This is a genomic window from Pseudomonas sp. GW821-FHT09C10 (assembly GCF_059418085.1).
In genome coordinates, this window is sequence record NZ_JBWKPE010000008.1 from 254,202 (window position 1) to 275,480 (window position 21,279).

The 21,279-nt window shown below is 59.6% G+C and carries 16 protein-coding genes and 1 tRNA gene; 4 read left to right on the forward strand and 13 right to left on the reverse strand.

Annotation, left to right across the window (positions count from 1 at the left end):
• Positions 1-2 precede the first annotated feature (2 nt).
• The 3 genes from AC07OT_RS17475 to AC07OT_RS17485 form a co-directional block, all read right to left on the reverse strand.
• Positions 3-1,685, reverse strand: coding sequence for a flavin monoamine oxidase family protein (locus AC07OT_RS17475; protein ID WP_495108629.1), 1,683 nt, complete (start codon positions 1,683-1,685; stop codon positions 3-5).
• A gap of 168 nt (positions 1,686-1,853) precedes the next feature.
• Positions 1,854-2,300: an Lrp/AsnC family transcriptional regulator gene (locus AC07OT_RS17480; RefSeq protein WP_495108609.1), complete on the reverse strand. Its 447-nt coding sequence runs from the start codon at positions 2,298-2,300 to the stop codon at positions 1,854-1,856.
• A gap of 36 nt (positions 2,301-2,336) precedes the next feature.
• On the reverse strand, positions 2,337-3,206 hold the full coding sequence (locus AC07OT_RS17485; RefSeq protein WP_495108610.1) for a LysR family transcriptional regulator: 870 nt from the start codon (positions 3,204-3,206) through the stop codon (positions 2,337-2,339).
• A 111-nt stretch (positions 3,207-3,317) separates the two neighbouring features.
• Here AC07OT_RS17485 and AC07OT_RS17490 point away from each other — a divergent pair, with 111 nt between their 5' ends.
• Positions 3,318-3,743: a VOC family protein gene (locus AC07OT_RS17490; protein WP_027605927.1), complete on the forward strand. Its 426-nt coding sequence runs from the start codon at positions 3,318-3,320 to the stop codon at positions 3,741-3,743.
• A gap of 73 nt (positions 3,744-3,816) precedes the next feature.
• Here the strand turns inward: AC07OT_RS17490 and AC07OT_RS17495 are convergent.
• The 5 genes from AC07OT_RS17495 to rpsU all read right to left on the reverse strand — a co-directional run bounded on the left by AC07OT_RS17495 (position 3,817) and on the right by rpsU (position 12,323).
• Positions 3,817-3,893 (reverse strand) — tRNA-Ile (locus tag AC07OT_RS17495).
• A 15-nt stretch (positions 3,894-3,908) separates the two neighbouring features.
• Positions 3,909-7,652 carry an EAL domain-containing protein gene (locus AC07OT_RS17500; protein WP_495108611.1) on the reverse strand — a complete coding sequence of 1,248 codons (3,744 nt, stop codon included), beginning with the start codon at positions 7,650-7,652 and terminating at the stop codon, positions 3,909-3,911.
• A 121-nt stretch (positions 7,653-7,773) separates the two neighbouring features.
• The gene (gene rpoD, locus AC07OT_RS17505) at positions 7,774-9,624 is read right to left on the reverse strand and encodes an RNA polymerase sigma factor RpoD (protein ID WP_495108612.1); all 1,851 of its coding nucleotides are present in this window, start codon (positions 9,622-9,624) and stop codon (positions 7,774-7,776) included.
• Positions 9,625-9,691: 67 nt separating this feature from the next.
• Positions 9,692-11,662 carry a DNA primase gene (gene dnaG, locus AC07OT_RS17510; RefSeq protein WP_495108613.1) on the reverse strand — a complete coding sequence of 657 codons (1,971 nt, stop codon included), beginning with the start codon at positions 11,660-11,662 and terminating at the stop codon, positions 9,692-9,694.
• A gap of 445 nt (positions 11,663-12,107) precedes the next feature.
• On the reverse strand, positions 12,108-12,323 hold the full coding sequence (gene rpsU / locus AC07OT_RS17515; protein ID WP_002551877.1) for a 30S ribosomal protein S21: 216 nt from the start codon (positions 12,321-12,323) through the stop codon (positions 12,108-12,110).
• Between the two features lie 203 nt (positions 12,324-12,526).
• On the opposite strand from rpsU, the gene tsaD reads away from it, so the two are divergent.
• Entirely contained in the window at positions 12,527-13,552 is a 1,026-nt protein-coding gene (gene tsaD, locus AC07OT_RS17520; RefSeq protein ID WP_495108614.1) for a tRNA (adenosine(37)-N6)-threonylcarbamoyltransferase complex transferase subunit TsaD, read from the forward strand.
• A 33-nt stretch (positions 13,553-13,585) separates the two neighbouring features.
• On the opposite strand, the gene plsY is transcribed toward tsaD, so the two are convergent.
• A complete protein-coding gene (plsY, locus tag AC07OT_RS17525; RefSeq protein ID WP_053131126.1) occupies positions 13,586-14,155 on the reverse strand; it encodes a glycerol-3-phosphate 1-O-acyltransferase PlsY in 570 nt (189 codons plus the stop codon).
• A gap of 72 nt (positions 14,156-14,227) precedes the next feature.
• Between plsY and folB the strand changes: the two genes are divergently transcribed.
• Positions 14,228-14,581: a dihydroneopterin aldolase gene (gene folB, locus AC07OT_RS17530; protein ID WP_046069798.1), complete on the forward strand. Its 354-nt coding sequence runs from the start codon at positions 14,228-14,230 to the stop codon at positions 14,579-14,581.
• Positions 14,572-15,102, forward strand: a complete 531-nt coding sequence (gene folK, locus AC07OT_RS17535; RefSeq protein ID WP_495108615.1) for a 2-amino-4-hydroxy-6-hydroxymethyldihydropteridine diphosphokinase — start codon at positions 14,572-14,574, stop codon at positions 15,100-15,102. The genes folB and folK overlap by 10 nt, the downstream gene beginning before the upstream one ends.
• Here the strand turns inward: folK and AC07OT_RS17540 are convergent.
• From AC07OT_RS17540 to AC07OT_RS17555, 4 genes are all read right to left on the reverse strand, one after another.
• Positions 15,085-16,317, reverse strand: coding sequence for a multifunctional CCA addition/repair protein (locus tag AC07OT_RS17540; RefSeq protein WP_495108616.1), 1,233 nt, complete (start codon positions 16,315-16,317; stop codon positions 15,085-15,087). The two genes, folK and AC07OT_RS17540, sit on opposite strands and share 18 nt — an antisense overlap.
• A 63-nt stretch (positions 16,318-16,380) precedes the next feature.
• The gene (locus tag AC07OT_RS17545; RefSeq protein WP_495108617.1) at positions 16,381-17,946 is read right to left on the reverse strand and encodes a SpoVR family protein; all 1,566 of its coding nucleotides are present in this window, start codon (positions 17,944-17,946) and stop codon (positions 16,381-16,383) included.
• Entirely contained in the window at positions 17,943-19,214 is a 1,272-nt protein-coding gene (locus AC07OT_RS17550; RefSeq protein ID WP_065925392.1) for a YeaH/YhbH family protein, read from the reverse strand. Before AC07OT_RS17550 ends, AC07OT_RS17545 begins: the two co-directional genes overlap by 4 nt.
• Before the next feature lie 113 nt (positions 19,215-19,327).
• Positions 19,328-21,250 carry a PrkA family serine protein kinase gene (locus AC07OT_RS17555; RefSeq protein ID WP_003194732.1) on the reverse strand — a complete coding sequence of 641 codons (1,923 nt, stop codon included), beginning with the start codon at positions 21,248-21,250 and terminating at the stop codon, positions 19,328-19,330.
• Positions 21,251-21,279: the final 29 nt, after the last annotated feature.

Sequence of the window (21,279 nt, forward strand, 5' to 3'; positions counted from 1 at the left end):
CCTTAGTCAGCCAGGGCGATCGGCCCGATCTCATCGAACACATCACCCGGCCCCGGGTTCTCGGGGTGAGTGCTGCCACCAAAGTGGGTCATGATGCCCCACACCGCGTTCAATGAGGTTTGTACCGCGCCCTCCACCCATGCTGGAGTCCAGGACACGTCGTCACCGGCGATAAAAATCCCACGTTGTTCAGCGGGCATGTCCTTCTGCATGAAGTGCGCATACATGCGCTGGTTGTAGCGGTAGTGACCCGGCAGCGCGCCTTTGAAGGCACCGAGGAAATGCGGGTCGGCTTCCCAGGACACGGTGATCGGGTCGCCGATGATGCGCGCCTTGATGTCGACTTTCGGGTAGATCTTGTTCAAGGCGTCCAGCGCCAGTTTCACCCGCTTGTCGATGGGCTGCGGGAGCATTTTCAGCGCGTCGCTCATCCACGAGTACGACAGGCAGATCACCCCTGGTTTGTCGTCGCCGTTGTCGAAAAGGTAAGTGCCGCGAGTGAGGCGATCGGTGAGGGTCATGCTCATCAGGTCGCGGCCGGTCTCCGGGTCTTTGTCTTTCCAGAATGGGCGGTCGACCATCACGAAGGTCTTTGACGATTGCATGTAGCGGGTACGGTCGAGGGCCATCCACATCTTTTGCGAGAACAGGGTTTCATCGCACTCGATTTGGGTGGTCAGCAGCCAGCTTTGGCAGGTGGTGAGCACGGCCGCGTATTCGCGGGTATCGCCGTAGTTGTCGGTCACCGCGAAACGGCCCTCGGCAGCATGGGCGATGCGTTTTACCCCGGCCCGTGGTGCACCGCGGTGCAGCGAGCTCAAGCTGGTACCGGCGGGCCAGTGGGCGCATCGTTCCGGCACATGGCGCCAGATGCCCAGCGGCACCTGGGCTACGCCGCCGACCACCAGGTGCTGGTGATCGTCACAGTTGGTCATGACCACACGGAATATTTCCAGCATGGAGTTGGGGAAATCCGAGTCCCAGCCGCCGGTGCCGAAACCCACCTGGCCAAACACCTCGCGGTGGTGGAACGACAACTTGGCGAAGGCCTTGGAGGTGGCTACGAAGTCGTAGAAGGTGCGGTCGTCCCACAAGGGCACCAGCTTGTTCCACAACGCTTTGAGGCGCGGCACATCACGGTCGCGGATGGCTTGCTGGATATCGCCGAACTGCGAGCCGGCTTCCAGGGCGTCGGCCCAGGCGTCAGCCACTTCCTGGAACAGCGCAGGCAGATCGGACAGCTTTTGTGCGTAGTGGGTCTGGCCTTCCAGATCGATCACCGTACTGCCGGAAGCCGGCGTCAGCGGGTTGGGGAAGGGTTTGGTTTCCAGGCCCAGCTTGTCGACGTAGTGATAGAACGCGGTGGACGACACCGGAAAGCGCATGCCGCCCAGCTCGGCGATGATGCCTTCGGCGCCTTCGAAGGCCTGGGAACGCAAACGGCCGCCCATCTTCGAGGCCTCATACACCACGGGCTTGAGGCCCAGCTTCATCAGCTCGTAGGCGGCGACCAGCCCGGCGATACCGGCGCCGACGATGGCCACTTCTGCACCGTGATTGGCGGCGGGGATACTGCCGAGTCCGGCGGGGTGTTCGATCCAGTCATCGAAGGCGAACGGGAAATCCGGGCCAAAGATGGTGATGGGTTTTTTACCGTCGGCAGGGTGGCGATGGGTCTTGCTGATGGTGCTGGACGGAATGCTCATGGCGGGCCCTTGCTGGCGGCTCGGCGGGAAGTGACCCGCTGAGTATAGGAAAAGATGGCAGCCAGTTTAGGGAGCGTTGCGTTCGTTAATAAGACGCAAAGTGTCGTCGGAATGAATTGTTTTTAGTCATAGTGACGAGTTAGGTGGTCAGATGGGTTGGCCGCGATCCAATTTGTTACTGAGGATGATCGATGTGGTGGTTTTCTCCACGCCATCGACACTGCCGATCTGGTCCAGTAATTGATCGAGCTGTTCCGGCGAATCGGTGCGCAACCAGGCCACGTAATCGAACTCGCCGCTGACCGCGCACAATTGTTGAACCTGGGCCATGGCGCTCAGCCTGCGCAGCACTTCTTTGCCCGAGCGCGGTTGCACGGTGATTCCCACATAGGCCTGCAAGCCGCCATCTGCCACGCGTTGACCCAGGCGCACACCATAACCGGTGATCACGTGGGTTTTCTCCAGGCGCGCAAGGCGCGACGTCACCGTGGTGCGCGCAATGCCCAACTGCCGGGCGAGCATGGCCACGCTTTCGCGTGCATTGATCTGCAGGGCGGCGATCAACTGGCGATCGATTTCATCTAGAACAGGCACGTGGGGCTCCGTGACGGGCGGCAATGGGAACGCATGTTACAGGCTTGGATCGGCCAGCAGGCAGCGGGCAAACAGTTGTGGTACCGGCAGGTGACGTTGGCTGTAGCGGCCCAGCAGGATGATCTCGCGGTAAAATGTCAGCTTGCCCAGCGGGATTATTCTTACTTGGGGCGAGCGCTCCAGCCACAAGCCTGCCTTTGGAATCAACGATACGCCCAGGCCACACTCCACCATCCTGACGATGGCTTCGAGTTCATCCAGCTCCAGCGCCACTTGCACCTCAAGCTTCTGCTCGCGCAGAAACCGGCTCACGAGTCGGCCGCCAAACGAAGCACGGTCATAGCGCACATGGGGCTGGGTGTTGAGTAGGTGCAAAGGGTCGTCGCCCACCAATGTGTTCGGCACGACCAACACGAACGGCTCCTTGCGCAGCACCTGCACATACAACTCCTTGGGCAGGTCGAAGGGCGGTCGAATGATGATTGCCGAATCCAACTCTCCCGCGTCGACCTGGTTCAACAGCTCCAGGGAGACACCAGGCACCAACTTGCACTCAACCGTTGGCGCCGCTTGGCGCAAGCGCACCAACGCCCGGGGCAGCAAACCGGTTTGAGCCGTAGTGATAGCACCGACTTTCAACTCACCCCGGTATTCGTTGGTATTCACCGGCACCGCCATGCGGTTGAAGGTCTCCAGAATCTCCTTGGCCAAGGGTAATGCGCGCAAACCGGCGGCATTCAGGGTGGCCTGGCGGCCGGTGCGGTCGAACAACTGCACGCCCAGCGCTTGCTCCAACTGACGAATCTGGGCACTCACCGCTGACTGCGTCAGCCCGATATGCATGCCCGCTGCCGCAAACGTCCCGTGGCGCGTTACCGCAATAAAGGTCTTCAATTCACGCAGCATGGGGGTCTCGATTCATCAAAATTTTTTGAGCTCGACGCAAAAACTATCGTCTTTTCATCGTTGGGAGCAAGGCTAAACTCGGGTAACTAACGCCCATAGAGGTTTGAACTGATGACACTCGCGCCCTTTCACCTGGCAATTCCGGTATTCGATCTCGCCGCTGCACGGCACTTCTACGGCGACGTCTTTGGGTTGGAGGAGGGCCGCTCCAGCGAACACTGGGTCGACTTCAACTTCTTCGGCCATCAACTGGTGATCCACGAACACCCGAAAACCGCCTCCCAGGAAGCCGCCCACACCAACGCCGTCGACGGCCACGACGTACCCGTGCCGCATTTTGGCGTGGTGCTGGGCTGGGAAGATTGGCACGCCCTGGCAGACCGTCTACAGGCGCGGCAGACGACGTTTGTGTTGGAACCGCATATTCGGTTCAAGGGACAGGTGGGGGAGCAGGCGACATTGTTCCTGTTCGACCCGTGCGGCAATGCGTTGGAGTTCAAGGCGTTCAGGGATATTGGGCAGTTATTTGCGAAGTAAGGTTGTAGGCCGCCCCCCACGCAAAACGCCTGTGCCAGACACACAAAAGCCGCGCAATGCGCGGCTTTCGAATTGGTGGGCCCACACGGACTTGAACCGTGGACCAAAGGATTATGAGTCCTCTGCTCTGACCAACTGAGCTATAGGCCCTCAGTAGGTCGCGGATTATAGCGATGGTTTCTCTACTGTGCTATCCGAAAAATCCTCAATGCTCCTGCGAAGGAAGGTCGCCGCAAAAAGCTCGGGCGGTAGCGGCAGGCTGACGATGTAGCCCTGCATCTGTTCGCAGCCTTCAGCAGCCAGGAAGGCTTGCTGCGCGGGGTTCTCCACGCCTTCTGCGATGATGGTGAATTGCATGCTGTGGCCCAGGGCGATGATGGCGCGCACGATGGCGGCGTCGTGGGGGTCGTCAGGTAGGCCGCGGACGAAGGACTGGTCGATCTTCAGGAAATCCAAGGGCAGGCGCTTGAGATAGCTGAGGGACGAATAGCCGGTGCCGAAATCGTCGATCGCCAACTGTACGCCCAGGCGCTTGAGTTGGTGGAGGACTGCCAGCGCTTCTTCGGCCTGGCTCATGATGAAGTTTTCAGTGATCTCCAGTTGCAGGCAGCCCGGTTCGAGGCTGTAGTCGCGCAGTAACTGTTCGATACGAGCCAGTAAACCAGGGTGGCGCAATTGCGCGCCGGCGAGGTTGACCGATAGTGGGCCAAAGTCATCGAAAGTGGTTTGCCAGGTGTGCATTTGCAGGCAGGCCTGTTCCAGGACCCAATCTCCAATCTGCAGGATAGTGCCGTTCTCTTCGGCGAGGGCGATGAAGTGTTCGGGCGGGACCTCGCCAAACATGGGGTGCCGCCAGCGAATCAGCGCTTCGGCGCCGATCAGTTCCTGGGTCGCCAGGCTCAGTTTTGGTTGGTAATACAGGCTCAATTCATCACGCTCAATGGCGCGGCGCAATTCGTGCTCCAACGCTACGCGCTCATTGGCCTGTACAGTCAGATCACGGGTATAGCTTTCGACCCGGTTACGCCCCTTGGCCTTGGAGCGGTACATGGCGGCGTCGGCGTTCTTGACCAGGGTGGCCACGTCGGTACCGTCCTGGGGGTACAGGCTGGTGCCGATGCTGGCGCTGATGAAGAACTCGTGTTCGCCGGCCTGGAACGGCGGTGTGAAGCAGGCCAGCAGCTTGTTGGCCAGTTGTTCGGCGTCGCTGGCGTGTTGCAGGCCGGGCAGCAGGATGATGAATTCATCGCCGCCCAGGCGCGCGACGGTGTCGATGTCACGCAGTTGCTCCTTGAGGCGTACGGCGATGTCTTTGAGCAGCAGGTCGCCGATCGGGTGGCCGAGGCTGTCATTGATGTGTTTGAAACGATCCAGGTCGAGAAACAGCACCGCGCCTTGTTTGCCGGTTTCCTGATGGCCGTTGAGGGCCGCCTGCAGCCGACTTTCAAACAGTGTGCGGTTCGGCAGGCCGGTCAGCGGGTCGTGGTGCGCCTGATAGTCGAGGCGCGCCTGGGCCAGCTTGAGGCTGGAGATGTCGGCAAACACCGCGACAAAATGCGTGATCAACTGGTCGCGGTTGCGCACGGCGCTGATGGTCAGCCAACTGGGGTATAACTCGCCGTTCTTGCGGCGGTTGGAAATTTCGCCCTGCCAATGACCCTGGGCCGTCAACTGGTGCCACATGGCGGCGTAGAAGGCGCTGTCATGCAGGCCGGAGGCGAGCAGGCGCGGTGTGTGGCCAAGGGCTTCGGCTTCGCTGTAGCCGGTGATTTCACTGAAGGCACGGTTGACGGCGCTGATGTTCTGGCGCGTGTCGGTGATCAATACACCCTCGGCGGTACTCTCGAATACCGTCGCGGCCTGTTGCAGTTTTTCCTGCATCAACTGGCGCTCGGTGATGTCCCGGGCGATGGTGAGCATGCAGTCTTCACCGGCGATCGGCAGTGGGCGGCTGGAGACTTCGCACAGCCGGATCTGCCCGTCGCTGCGGCGTATATGGCAGATGAAGTCACGCACGTATCCATCTCGATGCATCAACTCCAGCATGTGCTTGCGTTCGTCAAGATCGACCCAGATGCCCAGGTCAAGGGTCGATTGGTCGAGGGATGTCGTACTGTTGAAGCCGGTGATGCGACTGAAACCATCATTCACTTCAATCAGCAGGCCATCCCGCTGGCGGCTCAGCAGCAAGCCATCGGGAGAGGCGTGGAAGGCCTTGGCGAATTTCTCTTCGGAGATTTGCAGTTGTTGCTGGGTTTCCTTGAGCTGGGTGATGTCGCGGACCACCACCACAATGGCTTCAGTGGTGTCGAGTTGAAACGGCTCGGCGGAAATCAGCCCGATAAAGGCCTGGCCATTGCTGCGCAGAAAGGGCATTTCCAGGTTGCGAATGCTGGTGGTTTGCACGCGTTTCAACAGATCGGTGCCGATACCGGGGATGCCCCAGATATTCAGGGCGGTCGCGGTTTTTCCGATCACCTGCGCGGCTTTCAGGCCCACTTGGTCCTCAAATGCTTTGTTGACCTCAAGCAGGCAGCCATCGGACAGTCGCGCGATCACCAGGATGTCCGGGCATTGCTGAAACACGGAAGCAAACTTTTGCTCGGAAAGCTGCAGCGCCTCTTCAGTGCGTTTGGTTTCGCTGATGTCGATCATCAAGCCCCGTAACACTGGCTCATGGCCGTGTTCGATCAGGCTGACAATGTCGCGCACCCAAAGGCAGCGGCCGTCCGCCGTGATCACCCGATAGTCGATGCTGTGGTCGCGGTTGGCGCGGGTTTCCCGGTAGCAATAGGCTTCGGCGCGGATGAGATCGGCGGGGTGAATGATGTTGCGCCAGAAGCCCGGAATCAGCCAATGGGCGCGCGGGTAACCGAGCAGATCCTCGGCGTGGGGTGACACATAGCTGTAGGTGAAATCGGTAACGCTGGCTTCCCAGGCGATGGCGGACAGGCTCTCCACCAGGCCGCGATAATGGTATTCGCTGCTGCGCAGTTCCTGTTCGAGGGCGACGCGGCGGGAAATTTCCGAACTCAGTCGGCGATTGATCCGAATGACGATGGCCAAAACGGTGCTCAACAACAGCACGGCGGGCAGGCCGTACATCAGCAGGTCGGTCCAGAACGTACGATGGTCGGTGAGGCTGCCCACCCAGTGTTGCTGGATGGCTTCGGTTTCGGTCGGGCTGAGGTCGGCGAGAACCTTGTCCAGGATGCCCACCAGTATTTTGTTGTCCCGTGGTACACCCATCGCCAATTGATAGCGGTACGGCGTTTCGCCACTTACGTACAGGCCATCGAGCTTGAGCTGGCGCAGACTCCAGACGCTCGACGCGAGGTCGCCCACCACGGCGTCGACTTCGTCGGTGGCCAAGGCTTGCAGCGTCGAACTGACATTGGGCAGGGCCACCAGGTTGAGGTCTGGATGGTGGGTGCGCAGCAGTTCATGGGGGGCATAATTTTCCACCACGGCAATCTTCAATCCATAAAGGTCTTTGAGGTTGCGTGGTCGGGCGCCGCCTTCATGGGCGAGGATGACAATGGGAAAATCCAGGTAAGGGCGTGTGAAGGCCATGAAGCCCTGGCGTTCGGGGGTAGACATGATGCCCGGCAGCAGGTCGAGTTGGTTGTGGCGTGCCTGCTCCAGCAAGGCACTCCAATTGGCCGGCTCAATCAGTTTGATCCTGACCCCCAGGCGTTCCTGGATCAGGCGTACGTAGTCCGCCGCCAGGCCTTGGTAGCGGCCCTCTTCATCACGGTATTCGAAAGGTGGCCAGGAGGCGTCCACCCCCACGCGCAACTCCTGATGGTCCGCCAGCCAGCCACGCTCATCATCGCTAAGAGTCAACGCGCCAGCCGTTGCGGTCCAGGTCAGCAGCGACAGCAGTAACACAGTCGGCAATCTGGGCATAACGGTCTCGTTATGGCACGGGGAATGTTTCGAGTGTAGACGGGCATTGCGGGGGAGGGGATTTGCGCAGGATTTTATCTGCACAAAGCAAAACCCCCGGCCTGGGCCGGGGGTTCTGGTGTCACTCGTCGAGGAAGGAGCGCAGATGCTCGCTTCGCGTCGGGTGGCGCAACTTGCGCAGCGCCTTGGCTTCGATCTGGCGGATCCGCTCGCGGGTCACGTCAAACTGCTTACCGACTTCCTCAAGGGTGTGGTCGGTATTCATGTCGATGCCGAAACGCATGCGCAGTACCTTGGCTTCACGGGCAGTGAGGCCGGACAGTACGTCGCGGGTCGCTTCCTTAAGGCTCTCAACAGTGGCGACATCGATTGGCGACTGCATGGTCGAGTCTTCGATGAAGTCACCCAGGTGGGAGTCTTCGTCATCACCGATCGGGGTTTCCATGGAGATCGGCTCTTTAGCGATCTTCAATACCTTGCGGATTTTATCCTCAGGCATTTCCATGCGTTCGCCCAGCTCTTCCGGGGTCGGTTCGCGGCCCATTTCCTGCAGCATCTGCCGGGAAATGCGGTTGAGCTTGTTGATCGTCTCGATCATGTGCACCGGAATACGGATGGTGCGGGCCTGGTCGGCGATCGAGCGAGTGATCGCCTGACGGATCCACCAGGTGGCATAAGTCGAGAACTTGTAGCCGCGACGGTATTCGAACTTGTCCACAGCCTTCATCAAGCCGATGTTGCCTTCCTGGATCAGATCGAGGAATTGCAGGCCACGGTTGGTGTACTTCTTGGCGATGGAGATCACCAGACGCAAGTTCGCTTCAACCATCTCTTTCTTCGCGCGGCGGGCCTTGGCCTCACCGATCGACATGCGACGGTTGATGTCCTTGATCTCTGCAATCGTCAGACCGGTTTCGGTCTCGAGTGCGGTCAGCTTCTGCTGGCAACGGATGATGTCCGGCTGCAGGCGACCAATGGCTTCAGCGTACTTCGCCTTGCCTTTGGCCAGGGCGTCGCTCCAGCTTTCGTCCACTTCGTGGCCCGGGAACTGGCGCAGGAAGTCGGTACGCGGCATGCGCGCATCACGGACACAGAGCTGCATGATCGCACGCTCTTGTGCACGCAGACGCTCAAGGGCGCTACGAACCCGTTCAACCAGGCCTTCGAACTGCTTCGGTACCAGCTTGATCGGCATGAACAGCTCAGCCAGCGCCAGCAGCTCGGCAATTGCCAGCTTGTTGGTGCGACCGTGCTTTTTCAGGGCTTTGCGGGTGATTTCCATTTGATCGGAAACCGCGCCGAAACGCTGGGCAGCAATGATCGGGTCTGGGCCGCTTTCGACTTCATCTTCGTCGTCGGTGCTGGCTTCGGCATCGTCGTCTTCGGTGTCATCGTCCGCTTTCGCGGCTTTGGCATCGACGGGCGGCGGTACTTCGGCAGCAGGCGGCGCGATGCCGTCGTCCGGGTCGATATAACCGCTCAGGACGTCGGACAGGCGGCCACCTTCGGTGGTGACGCGAGTGTACTCGGAGAGAATGTGGTCAACCGTGCCAGGGAAGTGCGCGATTGCGCCCATCACTTCACGGATACCCTCTTCGATACGCTTGGCGATTTCGATCTCGCCTTCGCGTGTCAGCAACTCGACGGTACCCATTTCACGCATATACATGCGCACAGGGTCAGTCGTGCGACCGATGTCGGTCTCCACCGCGGCCAACGCGGCAGCGGCTTCTTCAGCGGCTGCCTCGTCGGTATCGGCGTCGGCCAACATAAGGGCGTCCGCATCCGGAGCACTCTCGTGTACGGGGATCCCCATGTCATTAATCATGCGGATGATGTCTTCCACCTGCTCTGGATCTGAAATATCCTCAGGCAGGTGATCGTTGACCTCTGCGTAAGTCAGATACTTCTGCTCACGACCAAGGGTGATCAACTCTTTGATACGAGACTGCTGTTGCGCTTTTCCGGACATAACACCCTATCCACTGAAGGTCTTGGCGGGCAAAAAACAAGCCGAGGATTATACCCGAGCTATGACCTCACACGCCAGCTGAGGTCGGGTTTGATGCGGAAACATTCTGTTTTAAGAGGTCGCGCATCTGTTTTGCTATCTGAATTTGCTCTTCAGCCGACAATCCCGGCTGTCTTGCTCTCTTGATCAGTTCATCGAGGGTCTGCGTGTGCTGGCCCGCGGATAACCTAGTAATGGTGTCTAAAAACTGTTGTTCAAGGTTATCGCCGTCAATTAGCCACTCCTTTTCCGCGAGTACCTTCAACAAACGACCCTGTTCTGTGCCATGCCAGCGAGCCATCAGCTGAATGGAGTTTAGCTTAGGATTTTTCTGCACGGCCTCGATCAGTGCGATCAGCACCTGAGCGTAGGTATTGCTCGCATTGGCAAAATGGTCGGCGCTTTCGACCTTGCTCGCTAATTGCGGGTGGTGGATAAGCGTGCGCAGGGCAATCAGCGTGGGAGCTTCTACGGCGACCGGTGTGCGAGGCGCGTAGGCCTCATCGCGATCACCGCGCTTGCCGTTTTTGCTCCAGGGTTTCTTGTCCCATTTCTTGCCGCCGGCACCGGGCTTCTTCGGCGTCCATTCCTGCTGGGGGGCATACGCCTCCTGGGGTTGATGGAAGTCGGCATAGTCCGGCATGGCGTCATAATCCATGCCTGGGTCGTAGGCAGGTGGTGCGTCCTGCGGTGCGCTGTGTACCAGCTGGCTGACGGCTTCGCCACTCAGCCCTGTAATTTCCAACAGGCGTTGGCGCATCAGGGTGCGCAGGTTCGCGCCTGGAACCTTGTCGATCAAGGGGGCCGCGAGCGTGGCCATATGGGCCTTGCCTTCGAGGGAGCGTGGGTCGGCTTCTTCGGTCAGTTGCTGGAAGAAATAATCCGCCAACGGCTGCGCATGTTGATTGATGCGGGCGCGAAATGCGTCGGTGCCTTCGGAGCGCACCAGGGTATCCGGGTCTTCCCCTTCGGGCAGGAACAGGAAGCGCGCGCGGCGCCCATCCTGCAGGCTCGACAGGGTGGCTTCGAGCGCGCGCCAGGCGGCGTTGCGGCCGGCCTGGTCGCCGTCGAAGCAGAACAGCACGCTTGGCACGACGCGAAACAGGCGCTTCAAGTGTTCTTCGCTGGTGGCGGTGCCGAGGGTGGCCACGGCGTTGCGCAAACCTTGCTGGGCCAGGGCGATCACGTCCATATAGCCTTCGACCACGATGATTTCATCGAGGTTTCGATTGTTCTTGCGCGCTTCGAACAGGCCGTAGAGTTCCTGGCCCTTGTGGAATACCGGGGTTTCCGGGGAGTTCAGGTACTTGGGTTTGTCATCCCCCAGCACCCGGCCACCGAAGGCGATGATGCGACCACGGCTGTCGCGGATCGGGAACATCACGCGGTCGCGGAAGCGGTCGTAGCGCTTGCCGGTCTCTGCGTTCTCAACCAGGAGGCCGGCGTCGATCATGGCTTTTTGCTGCAGGGTATCGCTGCTCAGGTGTTTGTACAGGTTGTCCCAGCCCGGTGGAGCAAAGCCGAGGCCGAAGTCGCGGGCGATTTCGCCGGTCAGGCCGCGTCCCTTCAGGTAGTCGACGGCGGCCTTGCGCTGCGGATGGCTTTTAAGGGCCTGACGGTAGAAGTCGGCAGCGGCAGTCAGCAGCGGGTACAGAGGCGAGTCGGTGGGTTGCCGTGGTTTATGCGGGCGGCCGCTTTCTTCGCGGGGGACTTCCATGCCGGCGGCTTTCGCCAGGTCCTCGATCGCCTGGGGAAAGTCCAGGTTATCGTGGTCCATCAGGAAGCCGAGGGCGTTACCGCCTGCGCCGCAGCCGAAGCAGTAGTAGAACTGCTTGTCGGGGCTGACGCTGAATGACGGGGTTTTTTCCTTGTGGAACGGGCAGCAGGCTGTGTAGTTTTTGCCAGCTTTCTTCAATTGCAGGCGCGAGCTGACAACATCGACGATGTCGGTGCGGTTCAGAAGGTCGTCAATAAAGCTCTGGGGAATCAGCCCGGCCATGGCGTTCTCGTCATCACTGCGTGTAAATGAGTGCCCGTGAAGTGCTCAAGCGCACGTATCGAATGGCTTGACCATCAATCGTCTGCTTGGGCTGTCAGGAAGTGTATCTGCCGAACATTCACTGACGTTAGTTTCAATCAGTGTGTCGGCCTGGAAATGTTGCCCTCGAGTCCGGCGCTGGCCAATCGTGGCCTCGGATGCTCGTCGCTGGGCACAGCCGATACAGTTGATCGTCTGCTTACAAAATGAGTGTGCTCGTCAGTAGCCTTGTTAGGCTCGTCAGAAGAGACGTGCACCGCTGGCAAAAGAGCCAGTCCTGACGTTTGAAGCAGGTGTATCAGTCGCGTGTGCGGCGTCAACGATGAAGCATCAAGCGATATCCGCAAATGCCAACAGCCCGGCTGAGGGCCGGGCTTGGCAGAAGCTTGCTACGAACGTCTGTGTATTAGTACAGACGAACGGCGCGGCGCTGTTCGCGCTGAACTTTCTTGGCGTGACGCTTAACAGCGGCTGCTGCTTTACGCTTACGCTCAGAAGTTGGCTTCTCATAAAATTCGCGGCTACGAACTTCAGCCAGAACACCGGCTTTTTCGCAGGAGCGCTTGAAACGACGCAGAGCTACGTCGAAGGGTTCGTTCTCTTTTACTTTGACGGCTGGCATCCAGAGCTACCTTCTTTCATTACCGGGAATCAACGTTCTCGTCGCAAAAAATTCGCGGCTGAGGTCGTCGGTTTTTAAGGGTTGCGGATGTTAACCCCTCATTGGCAGGAATGCAAAGCCTCTGATCGAAAACCGCTAGTCGGGAGGGGGAGCGGCGACTATTATGCGCGCCTTCGAATTCAGCCTCTACAAGGCGCAAACCCATGCTAGTACTGGGACTTGAAACCTCCTGCGACGAAACCGGTGTCGCACTTTACGACAGTGAACGCGGGCTCTTGGCCGATGCACTGTTCAGTCAGATCGACTTGCATCGGGCCTATGGCGGCGTTGTGCCGGAGCTGGCCAGTCGTGATCACGTCAAACGTATGCTGCCGTTGATTCGCCAGGTGTTGGACGAGGCCGGTTGCGTGCCGACCGAGATCGATGCGATTGCCTATACGGCGGGCCCCGGATTGGTCGGAGCCCTTCTGGTTGGCGCCTCTTGTGCCCAGGCGCTGGCTTTTGCCTGGGGCATTCCGGCACTCGGCGTGCACCATATGGAAGGCCATTTACTGGCGCCGATGCTGGAAGAAAACCCGCCGCAGTTCCCGTTCGTCGCTTTGTTGGTTTCGGGCGGGCATACGCAGCTGGTCCAGGTCGACGGAATCGGTCAATACACGCTGTTGGGCGAGTCCTTGGACGACGCCGCCGGCGAAGCTTTCGACAAGACCGCGAAGATGATGGGCCTCAATTACCCGGGTGGGCCGGAAATCGCCCGCCTGGCCGAAAAAGGCGTTTTCGGTCGCTACACCTTCCCGCGCCCGATGTGCGATCGGCCTGGCCTGATGTTCAGCTTCAGCGGCTTGAAAACCTCCGCGTTGAATACCTGGCAGCAGAGTGTCAGCGCCGGGGACGACAGTGAGCAAGCCCGTTGCGACATCGCGCTGGCGTTCCAGCAGGCCGTGGTGGAGACTTTGACTATCAAGTGCAAGCGAGCCCTGAAACAGGCCGGCATGAAGCGCCTGGTGATCGCCGGTGGCGTCAGCGCCAACAAGGCGTTGCGCAGCTCATTGGAAAAGATGCTCGGTGATATGAGGGGGGATGTGTTCTACGCCCGCCCTGAGTTCTGCACCGACAACGGCGCGATGATCGCCTATGCCGGTTGTCAGCGCCTGCAGGCGGGGCAGCACGAAAGCCTGGCGATCAGCGTGCAGGCGCGCTGGCCGATGGAGCAACTGCCGCCCTTGTAAGGGGGCTGCGTGAGTCGGGCTCATTGACGGTATTTAAAAATGCCGTTCGCGCCCGGCAAACAGGTCGCGTAGATTGCCCCGGTGTCGCCAGACGATCAGCAGTGTCAGCACACTCATCGGCAGCAGCGCCGCCGGTTCCTGCCAGGCCAGCAACGGCAGGGTGAGCGGTGTGGCGATCAGCGCCGCCAGCGAGCTGGTGCGGGTCAGGTAGAACGTCAGCAGCCAGGCGAGCACGGCCAGCAACGCCGCCGGCGGGTAGATCCCCAGCAGCATGCCGGCTGCCGTGGCGACACCTTTACCGCCGCGAAAACGGAAGTACAGGGGAAACAGATGGCCGAGGACGGCGCACACGCCCACCCAGGCCTGCTGCTGCAGGGTCAGGCCTGCGAGGTTGGCGATCAGTACGGGCAACAGGCCCTTGCACACGTCGCCCAGCAGCGTCAGTACGGCGAGCTTCTTGCCGGCCAGGCGCAACATATTGGTGGCGCCGGCATTGCCTGAACCACTCATTCGCGGGTCGGGATTTCCCGTCAGGCGGCTGAGCAAAATGGCGAAGGACAGCGAGCCGAGCAGGTAGGCGAGAATCGCCAGTGACCAAAACATGCTAACTATTCCGGGCGAGGACGCCCTGATTCTAACGGGGCATCGCGCCCTTGTCGTGCTGCGGAGAAGAGCTTGGACAGAGTGTTTATCGAAGGCCTGGAAGTCGACACCGTGATCGGGGCCTACGACTGGGAGCGCGGGATCCGTCAATGCCTGCGCCTGGACCTGAGCTTCGCTTGGGATAACCGCCCGGCTGCGGCTGGCGACGACCTGGCCCTGGCGCTGGATTACGCCAGCGTGTCCGCGCGGATCCAGGCCTTTGCCGAGCAGTCCCAATACCAGCTGGTCGAGACCTTTGCCGAACGCCTGGCCGAAGTGCTGATGAGCGAGTTCCAGATTCCCTGGCTGCACCTCAAGCTGACCAAGCCCGGCGCAGTGCCGGCTGCCAAGGGTGTAGGCGTGGAGATTGAGCGCGGATGTCGCTGACTCAGGTTTACCTTGGCCTCGGTAGTAATATCGAGCGCGAACCCCATCTGTGCGCCGGGCTCGACGCGTTGGCGAGTTTCCTGACGGATATGCGTTGCTCGGCGGTGTTCGAGAGCCAGCCGGTGGGCATCAAAAGCGGGCCGTTCTTCAATCTGGTGGTGTCGGCCTATACCGACCTGTCATTGATGGAGTTGGATCGTCGGTTGAAATCCATCGAGGCCGACAATGGCCGCTATGCGCCGGACCGCAAAGGCCTGCCGCTGGATATCGACGTGCTGCTGTATGGCGAGTTGGTGGGTGACTTCGATGGCTTGATCCTGCCGCGGGCGGAGATCCTGAAAAATGCCTTTGTGCTGTGGCCGCTGTCGATGATGGCGCCGGACCGGGTGCACCCTGAAGCGGGAAAGACGATGGCTGCGTTGTGGCGTGATGCTCAGATTGATCAGGTGCTGGCGCCTGTCGGGTTTGAATGGCAGGGCCAGCAACTCACCCCGGACTCGCTCCTAAGAGGGTTTGTGTAGTTCCTTGTAGGCTTTGAGTGCCCTGAGTCGTTCACGCTTGAGCGCCTCGCCCAACTCCGGCCCCTTGAATCCCTGCTCAAGCAGTGGCGCCACGGCAACCTCGCGCGCTGCTTTCGCCGCGCCGCGTAAGTAATCCGCCTGTGGATAACTTCTTTGCTCCAGTCCCTTGCGGCCTCGGGCATCCATTTCGCAGGCGACCACAAACTCCTCAAAGCGCTGTGGCCTGCGGTATACGTCAAAACTTTGCAGCAGCTCCAGCAGCGTCGAGGCTTTCAGCTCCAGCGCGCGATGACCGTGGGTGTGATACTGGCCCACCAACAGCGCCAATTCCTGGCAATCCCTTGGCACTTTGAAGCGCTCATTGACGGCCTTGATCAGCTTCAAGCCTCGATGCTCATGAGCAATGTGCTGCGGTAACTTATCCACAGGCGTCAGGCCCTTGCCCAGGTCATGCAGCAGGCAGGCCCAGCGTACGGTCAGGGGCTGTTTGTGCATGGCAGCTTGTTCCAGCACGCTCAAGGTGTGCACGCCAGTATCTATCTCGGGGTGATGGGCTTCGGGCTGTGGCACGCCGAACAATGCATCGACTTCCGGCATCAAGGTTTTCAGCGCATTACAGTCCCGAAGTACCTGGATAAACACCTGGGGCTGATCTTCCATCAGCGCCCTGGAGATTTCTTTCCAGCTGCGCTCCGGGGTCAGGGCTTCCAATTCCCCGGACTCGCTGAGTTGGCGCATCAGCTCCAGCGTCTCCGGAGCTACCGTAAAACCCAGGTGTGCATAGCGCGCGGCAAAGCGGGCGACACGAAGAACTCGGAGGGGATCTTCGGCGAATGCGGGGGAAACGTGACGAAGTATGCGGGACTCAAGGTCGCGCTGGCCGTGATACGGATCAGTCAGATTACCGTCGCCGTCTTCGGCCATGGCGTTGATGGTCAGGTCGCGACGGATCAGGTCTTCTTCCAGCGTCACCTCGGGGCTGGCGTGAAACACAAAGCCACCGTAACCCCGACCACTCTTGCGTTCGGTGCGGGCGAGGGCGTACTCATCGCCGTTTTTCGGGTCCAGGAACACCGGGAAGTCCGAACCCACTGGCTTGAAACCCTTGGCGAGCATTTCTTCGGTGCTCGCGCCGACGACCACGCGGTCGACATCGGTGACCTTGATGCCCAGCAGGCGGTCACGCACGGCGCCGCCGACTTTGTAGATTTTCATGAAAAAGCCTCCATTAGCGGCACAGGATACCGCCTGTGCCTGGCCAATGGAGGCTTTGCTGTTTCAGAGATGAACGACGGCCAGGTCCAGGCGGCCGTAGTCGTTGTCGCTATGATCGTTGCGCGGTGGCACATGGTGGGTCTTCATCACTTGGTCGCCTTGCAGGGTTTCCAGGTGGATGTCGAAGCCCCATAGCCGATGCAGGTGCTTGAGCACTTCTTCGGTGGATTCGCCCAGGGGTTTGCGGTCGTGCTGCTGGTGGCGCAGGGTCAGCGAGCGGTCGCCGCGCACATCGATGCTGTAGATCTGCACGTTGGGCTCACGGTTGCCCAGGTTGTATTGCGCCGCCAGGGTTTCACGGATGGTGCGGTAGCCGGGCTCATCGTGGATGGCCGGCACCACCAGGTCGTCCTTGAGGTCATCATCCAGGATGCTGAACAGTTTGAGGTCGCGGATCACCTGGGGTGAGAGGTACTGCAGGATAAAGCTCTCATCCTTGAAGCTGCTCATGGCGAACTTGATCGTCGACAGCCAGTCACTGCCGGCGATTTCCGGGAACCAGCGGCGGTCCTCATCGGTGGGGTGTTCGCACATGCGCCGAATATCGCGATACATGGCAAAACCCAGCGCGTAAGGGTTGATCCCGCTGTAATACGGGCTGTCGAAGCCGGGTTGGAACACCACGCTGGTGTGGGACGTCAGGAACTCCATCATGAAGCCGTCGGTGACCAGGCCTTCATCGTACAGGTCGTTCATCAGCGTGTAGTGCCAGAACGTCGCCCAACCTTCGTTCATCACTTGAGTCTGGCGCTGTGGGTAAAAGTACTGGGCGATCTTGCGTACGATACGCACGATTTCCCGTTGCCACGGCTCCAGCAGCGGTGCGTGCTTTTCCAGGAAATACAGGATGTTTTCCTGGGGTTCGGCGGGGAAGCGCGCATTGTCCTTGTCGCTGTTCTTGCCGGCGCGTTTGGGAATGGTGCGCCACAGGTCGTTGATCTGCTTCTGCAGGTGCTCTTCGCGCTCCTTCTGGCGCAGGCGCTCTTCCTCGGCAGAAATAGGGTATGGGCGCTTGTAGCGGTCGACGCCATAGTTCATCAGGGCATGGCAGGAGTCGAGCAAGTCTTCCACGGCGTCGATACCGTGGCGCTCCTCGCACTGCATGATGTACTGCTTGGCGAACACCAGGTAATCGATGATCGAGCTGGCGTCGGTCCAGGTGCGAAACAGGTAGTTGCCCTTGAAGAAGCTGTTGTGCCCATAGCAGGCATGGGCCACCACCAGCGCCTGCATGCAGATGGTGTTTTCTTCCATCAGGTAGGCGATGCACGGGTCGGAGTTGATCACGATCTCGTAGGCCAGGCCCATCTGGCCCCGGGTGTACGACTTTTCGGTACTGAGGAAGTGTTTGCCGTATGACCAGTGGTGGTAACCCAGGGGCATGCCGACGGAGGCGTAGGCATCCATCATCTGTTCGGCCGTGATCACTTCGATCTGGTTGGGGTAGGTGTCCAGGGCATAACCCGCCGCGATGCGGCTGATTTCCCGGTCATAGGCCTGGATCAGTTCAAAGGTCCACTCGGAGCCGGTGGAAATGGGTTGGCGCTTAGTCTCTTTTTTGGCGGTCATGTCACTAACCTGCGCTGGAAGAGTTCACGGAAGACCGGATAGATATCGCCGGCCGAGACCAGTTGCTGTTGTGCGAACGTGTCGGCAAAGGCTTCGCCGATGCGCTCGTATTCGAACCACAGTGCCTGGTGCTCACGGGGGGTGATTTCGACGTAAGTGTAGTACTGCACAAACGGCATGATGTGGTTGATCAGGATGTCGCGGCAGATCGGCGAATCGTCGTTCCAGTTGTCGCCGTCGGAGGCCTGGGCCGCGTAGATATTCCACTCGTTGGCCGGGTAGCGCTCGGCCATGATCTCCTGCATCAGCTTCAAGGCGCTGGACACGATGGTGCCGCCGGTTTCCCTCGAGTAGAAGAACTCTTCCTCATCCACCTCCCGAGCGCTGGTGTGATGGCGGATGAACACCACGTCGATCTTGTCGTAGTTCCGCTTCAGGAACAGGTACAGCAGGATAAAGAAACGCTTGGCGATGTCCTTGGTCGCCTGGGTCATCGAGCCTGACACGTCCATCAGGCAGAACATCACGGCTTTCGAGCTGGGGTTGGGCTGCTTGACCAGCAGGTTGTACTTGAGGTCAAAGGTATCGAGGAACGGCACGCGGTGGATACGCGCGCTGAGTTTCTCTATTTCCGCCTCGATTTCCTGGATATCGCCGAAGTTGTCTGGCTCTTCGCGCTTTAAACGCGCCAACTCTTCCTTTGCCGTCCTCAATTTGGCACGACTGCTGCCCGAGAGGGCGATACGCCTCGCATGGGCTGAGCGCAGCGTGCGGATGATGTTGATTCGAGAGGGGTTGCCTTCGTTGCTGATCCCGGCGCGTACGGTCTTGAAGGTATCGGTGCCGGTCAGGTTACGCTTCACCAGATTGGGCAGTTCCAGGTCCTCGAACATGAACTCGAGGAATTCTTCCTGGGTGATCTGGAACACGAACTCGTCCATGCCTTCGCCGGAGTTACCGGCCTTGCCCGGGCCTTTGCCACCGCCACCGCCCTGCGGGCGCTGGATATGCTCGCCGGTGGTGAACTCTTTATTGCCGGGGTGCACGACAGTCTGCTTGCCGCCCCGGCCGTGGTGCAGCACCGGTTCGTCGATGTCGCGTCCGGGAATGCTGATTTGTTCGCCATGCTCCATGTCTGTAATGGAACGGCGGCTGACGGCCTCTTCAACGGCCTTTTTGATGTGGTCACGGTAACGCCGCAGGAAACGCTGGCGGTTTACCGTGCTCTTGTTCTTGCCATTAAGGCGTCGGTCGATCACATAGCTCATGAGGAGCCCTCCGGGCAGCTTCACGTTACAAGCTTCAAGCGGCGAGCTGGAAGCTTAGAGACAAGCGGTCCACTGCCAGGCCCATGACCTGGCAGTGGACGCCCATCGCTGCCTTACTGCGATTTGCGTACCCGCAGGTACCACTCGGAGAGCAGTCGTACCTGTTTGTCGGTGTAGCCGCGCTCGACCATTCGTGTGACGAAGTCGTTGTGTTTTTGCTGGTCCTCCTTGCTGGCCTTGGCATTGAAGCTGATGACCGGCAGCAGATCCTCGGTGTTGGAGAACATTTTCTTCTCGATGACCACCCGCAGCTTCTCGTAGCTGAGCCAGGTAGGGTTCTTGCCGTTGTTGTTGGCGCGGGCACGCAGTACGAAGTTGACGATTTCGTTGCGGAAATCCTTCGGATTGCTGATGCCGGCGGGTTTTTCGATCTTCTCCAATTCTTCGTTGAGGGCTACGCGGTTGAGGATTTCGCCGGTTTCCGGGTCGCGGTATTCCTGGTCCTGGATCCAGAAGTCCGCATACAGCACGTAGCGGTCGAAGATGTTCTGGCCGTACTCGCTGTAGGACTCCAGGTACGCGGTCTGGATTTCCTTGCCGATAAACTCGATGTAGCGCGGCGCGAGGTATTCCTTGAGGAAGCGCAGGTAGCGTTCGCGGGTTTCGGCCTGGAATTGTTCCTGTTCGATCTGCTGCTCCAGCACATACAGCAGGTGCACCGGGTTGGCGGCGATCTCATGGGGGTCGAAGTTGAAGACCTTGGACAGGATCTTGAACGCAAAGCGCGTCGACAGGCCGTTCATGCCTTCATCCACGCCCGCTGTGTCGCGGTATTCCTGGATCGACTTGGCCTTGGGATCGGTGTCCTTGAGGTTCTCGCCGTCGTAGACGCGCATCTTCGAATAGATATTCGAGTTTTCCGGCTCCTTGAGACGCGACAGCACGGTGAACTGGGCGAGCATCTTCAGGGTGTCCGGTGCGCAATGGGCCTTGGCCAGCGAGCTGTTGAACAGCAGCTTGTCGTAGATCTTGATTTCATCGCTGACCCGCAGGCAGTACGGCACCTTGACGATGTAGATCCGGTCGATGAAGGCTTCATTGTTCTTGTTGTTGCGGAAGGTGTGCCATTCCGATTCGTTGGAGTGCGCCAGCAGGATCCCGGTGAACGGAATCGCGCCCAGGCCTTCGGTACTGTTGTAGTTGCCTTCCTGGGTGGCGGTGAGGAGTGGGTGCAGCACCTTGATCGGCGCCTTGAACATTTCCACGAATTCCATCAGGCCCTGGTTGGCCCGGCACAGTGCGCCCGAGTAGCTGTAGGCGTCGGCGTCGTTCTGCGGGAATTCCTCCAGCTTGCGGATATCGACCTTGCCCACCAGCGCCGAGATGTCCTGGTTGTTCTCATCGCCCGGTTCGGTCTTGGCCACGCCGATCTGGTTGAGGATCGACGGGTAGAGTTTCACCACGCGGAACTGGCTGATATCGCCGCCGAACTCGGCCAGGCGCTTGGTGGCCCAGGGCGACATGATGGTGTTGAGGTAGCGTCGTGGGATACCAAAGTCTTCCTCGAGGATCGCGCCATCTTCCGTGGCGTTGAACAGGCCCAGGGGCGACTCGAAGACCGGTGAGCCCTTGATGGCGTAGAAGGGCACCTTCTCGATCAGTTGCTTGAGTTTTTCGGCCAGGGACGATTTACCACCGCCAACGGGGCCGAGCAGGTAGAGGATCTGTTTCTTCTCTTCCAGGCCTTGGGCGGCGTGGCGGAAGTAGGAGACGATCTGGTCGATGCATTCTTCCATCCCATGGAAGTCTTCAAAGGCCGGATAGCGACGGATCACCTTGTTGGAAAATATTCGCGACAGGCGCGAATTATTAGCGGTTTCCACCAGCTCCGGCTCGCCGATCGCCAACAACAGGCGTTCGGCGGCAGATGCGTAGGTGCTGCGGTCCTGCTTGCACAGCTCGAGATACTCTTGCAGCGTGAGTTCTTCCTGCTGTGTGGACGCGAAGCGTTGTTGGAAGTGGCTGAAAATACTCATGACGTCGTCACCTCGCTCGATACGTGGAG

Excerpts from the sequence above, each read along its gene's own strand:
- AC07OT_RS17490 (WP_027605927.1), top strand. The coding sequence starts at position 3,318 with ATGACACTCGCGCCCTTTCACCTGGCAATTCCGGTATTCGATCTCGCC.
- rpsU (WP_002551877.1), bottom strand. The coding sequence starts at position 12,323 with ATGCCAGCCGTCAAAGTAAAAGAGAACGAACCCTTCGACGTAGCTCTG.
- AC07OT_RS17485 (WP_495108610.1), bottom strand. The coding sequence starts at position 3,206 with ATGCTGCGTGAATTGAAGACCTTTATTGCGGTAACGCGCCACGGGACG.
- AC07OT_RS17550 (WP_065925392.1), bottom strand. The coding sequence starts at position 19,214 with ATGAGCTATGTGATCGACCGACGCCTTAATGGCAAGAACAAGAGCACG.
- AC07OT_RS17555 (WP_003194732.1), bottom strand. The coding sequence starts at position 21,250 with ATGAGTATTTTCAGCCACTTCCAACAACGCTTCGCGTCCACACAGCAG.
- folK (WP_495108615.1), top strand. The coding sequence starts at position 14,572 with ATGTCGCTGACTCAGGTTTACCTTGGCCTCGGTAGTAATATCGAGCGC.
- tsaD (WP_495108614.1), top strand. The coding sequence starts at position 12,527 with ATGCTAGTACTGGGACTTGAAACCTCCTGCGACGAAACCGGTGTCGCA.
- rpoD (WP_495108612.1), bottom strand. The coding sequence starts at position 9,624 with ATGTCCGGAAAAGCGCAACAGCAGTCTCGTATCAAAGAGTTGATCACC.
- dnaG (WP_495108613.1), bottom strand. The coding sequence starts at position 11,662 with ATGGCCGGGCTGATTCCCCAGAGCTTTATTGACGACCTTCTGAACCGC.
- AC07OT_RS17540 (WP_495108616.1), bottom strand. The coding sequence starts at position 16,317 with ATGAAAATCTACAAAGTCGGCGGCGCCGTGCGTGACCGCCTGCTGGGC.
- AC07OT_RS17545 (WP_495108617.1), bottom strand. The coding sequence starts at position 17,946 with ATGACCGCCAAAAAAGAGACTAAGCGCCAACCCATTTCCACCGGCTCC.
- plsY (WP_053131126.1), bottom strand. The coding sequence starts at position 14,155 with ATGTTTTGGTCACTGGCGATTCTCGCCTACCTGCTCGGCTCGCTGTCC.
- AC07OT_RS17500 (WP_495108611.1), bottom strand. The coding sequence starts at position 7,652 with ATGCCCAGATTGCCGACTGTGTTACTGCTGTCGCTGCTGACCTGGACC.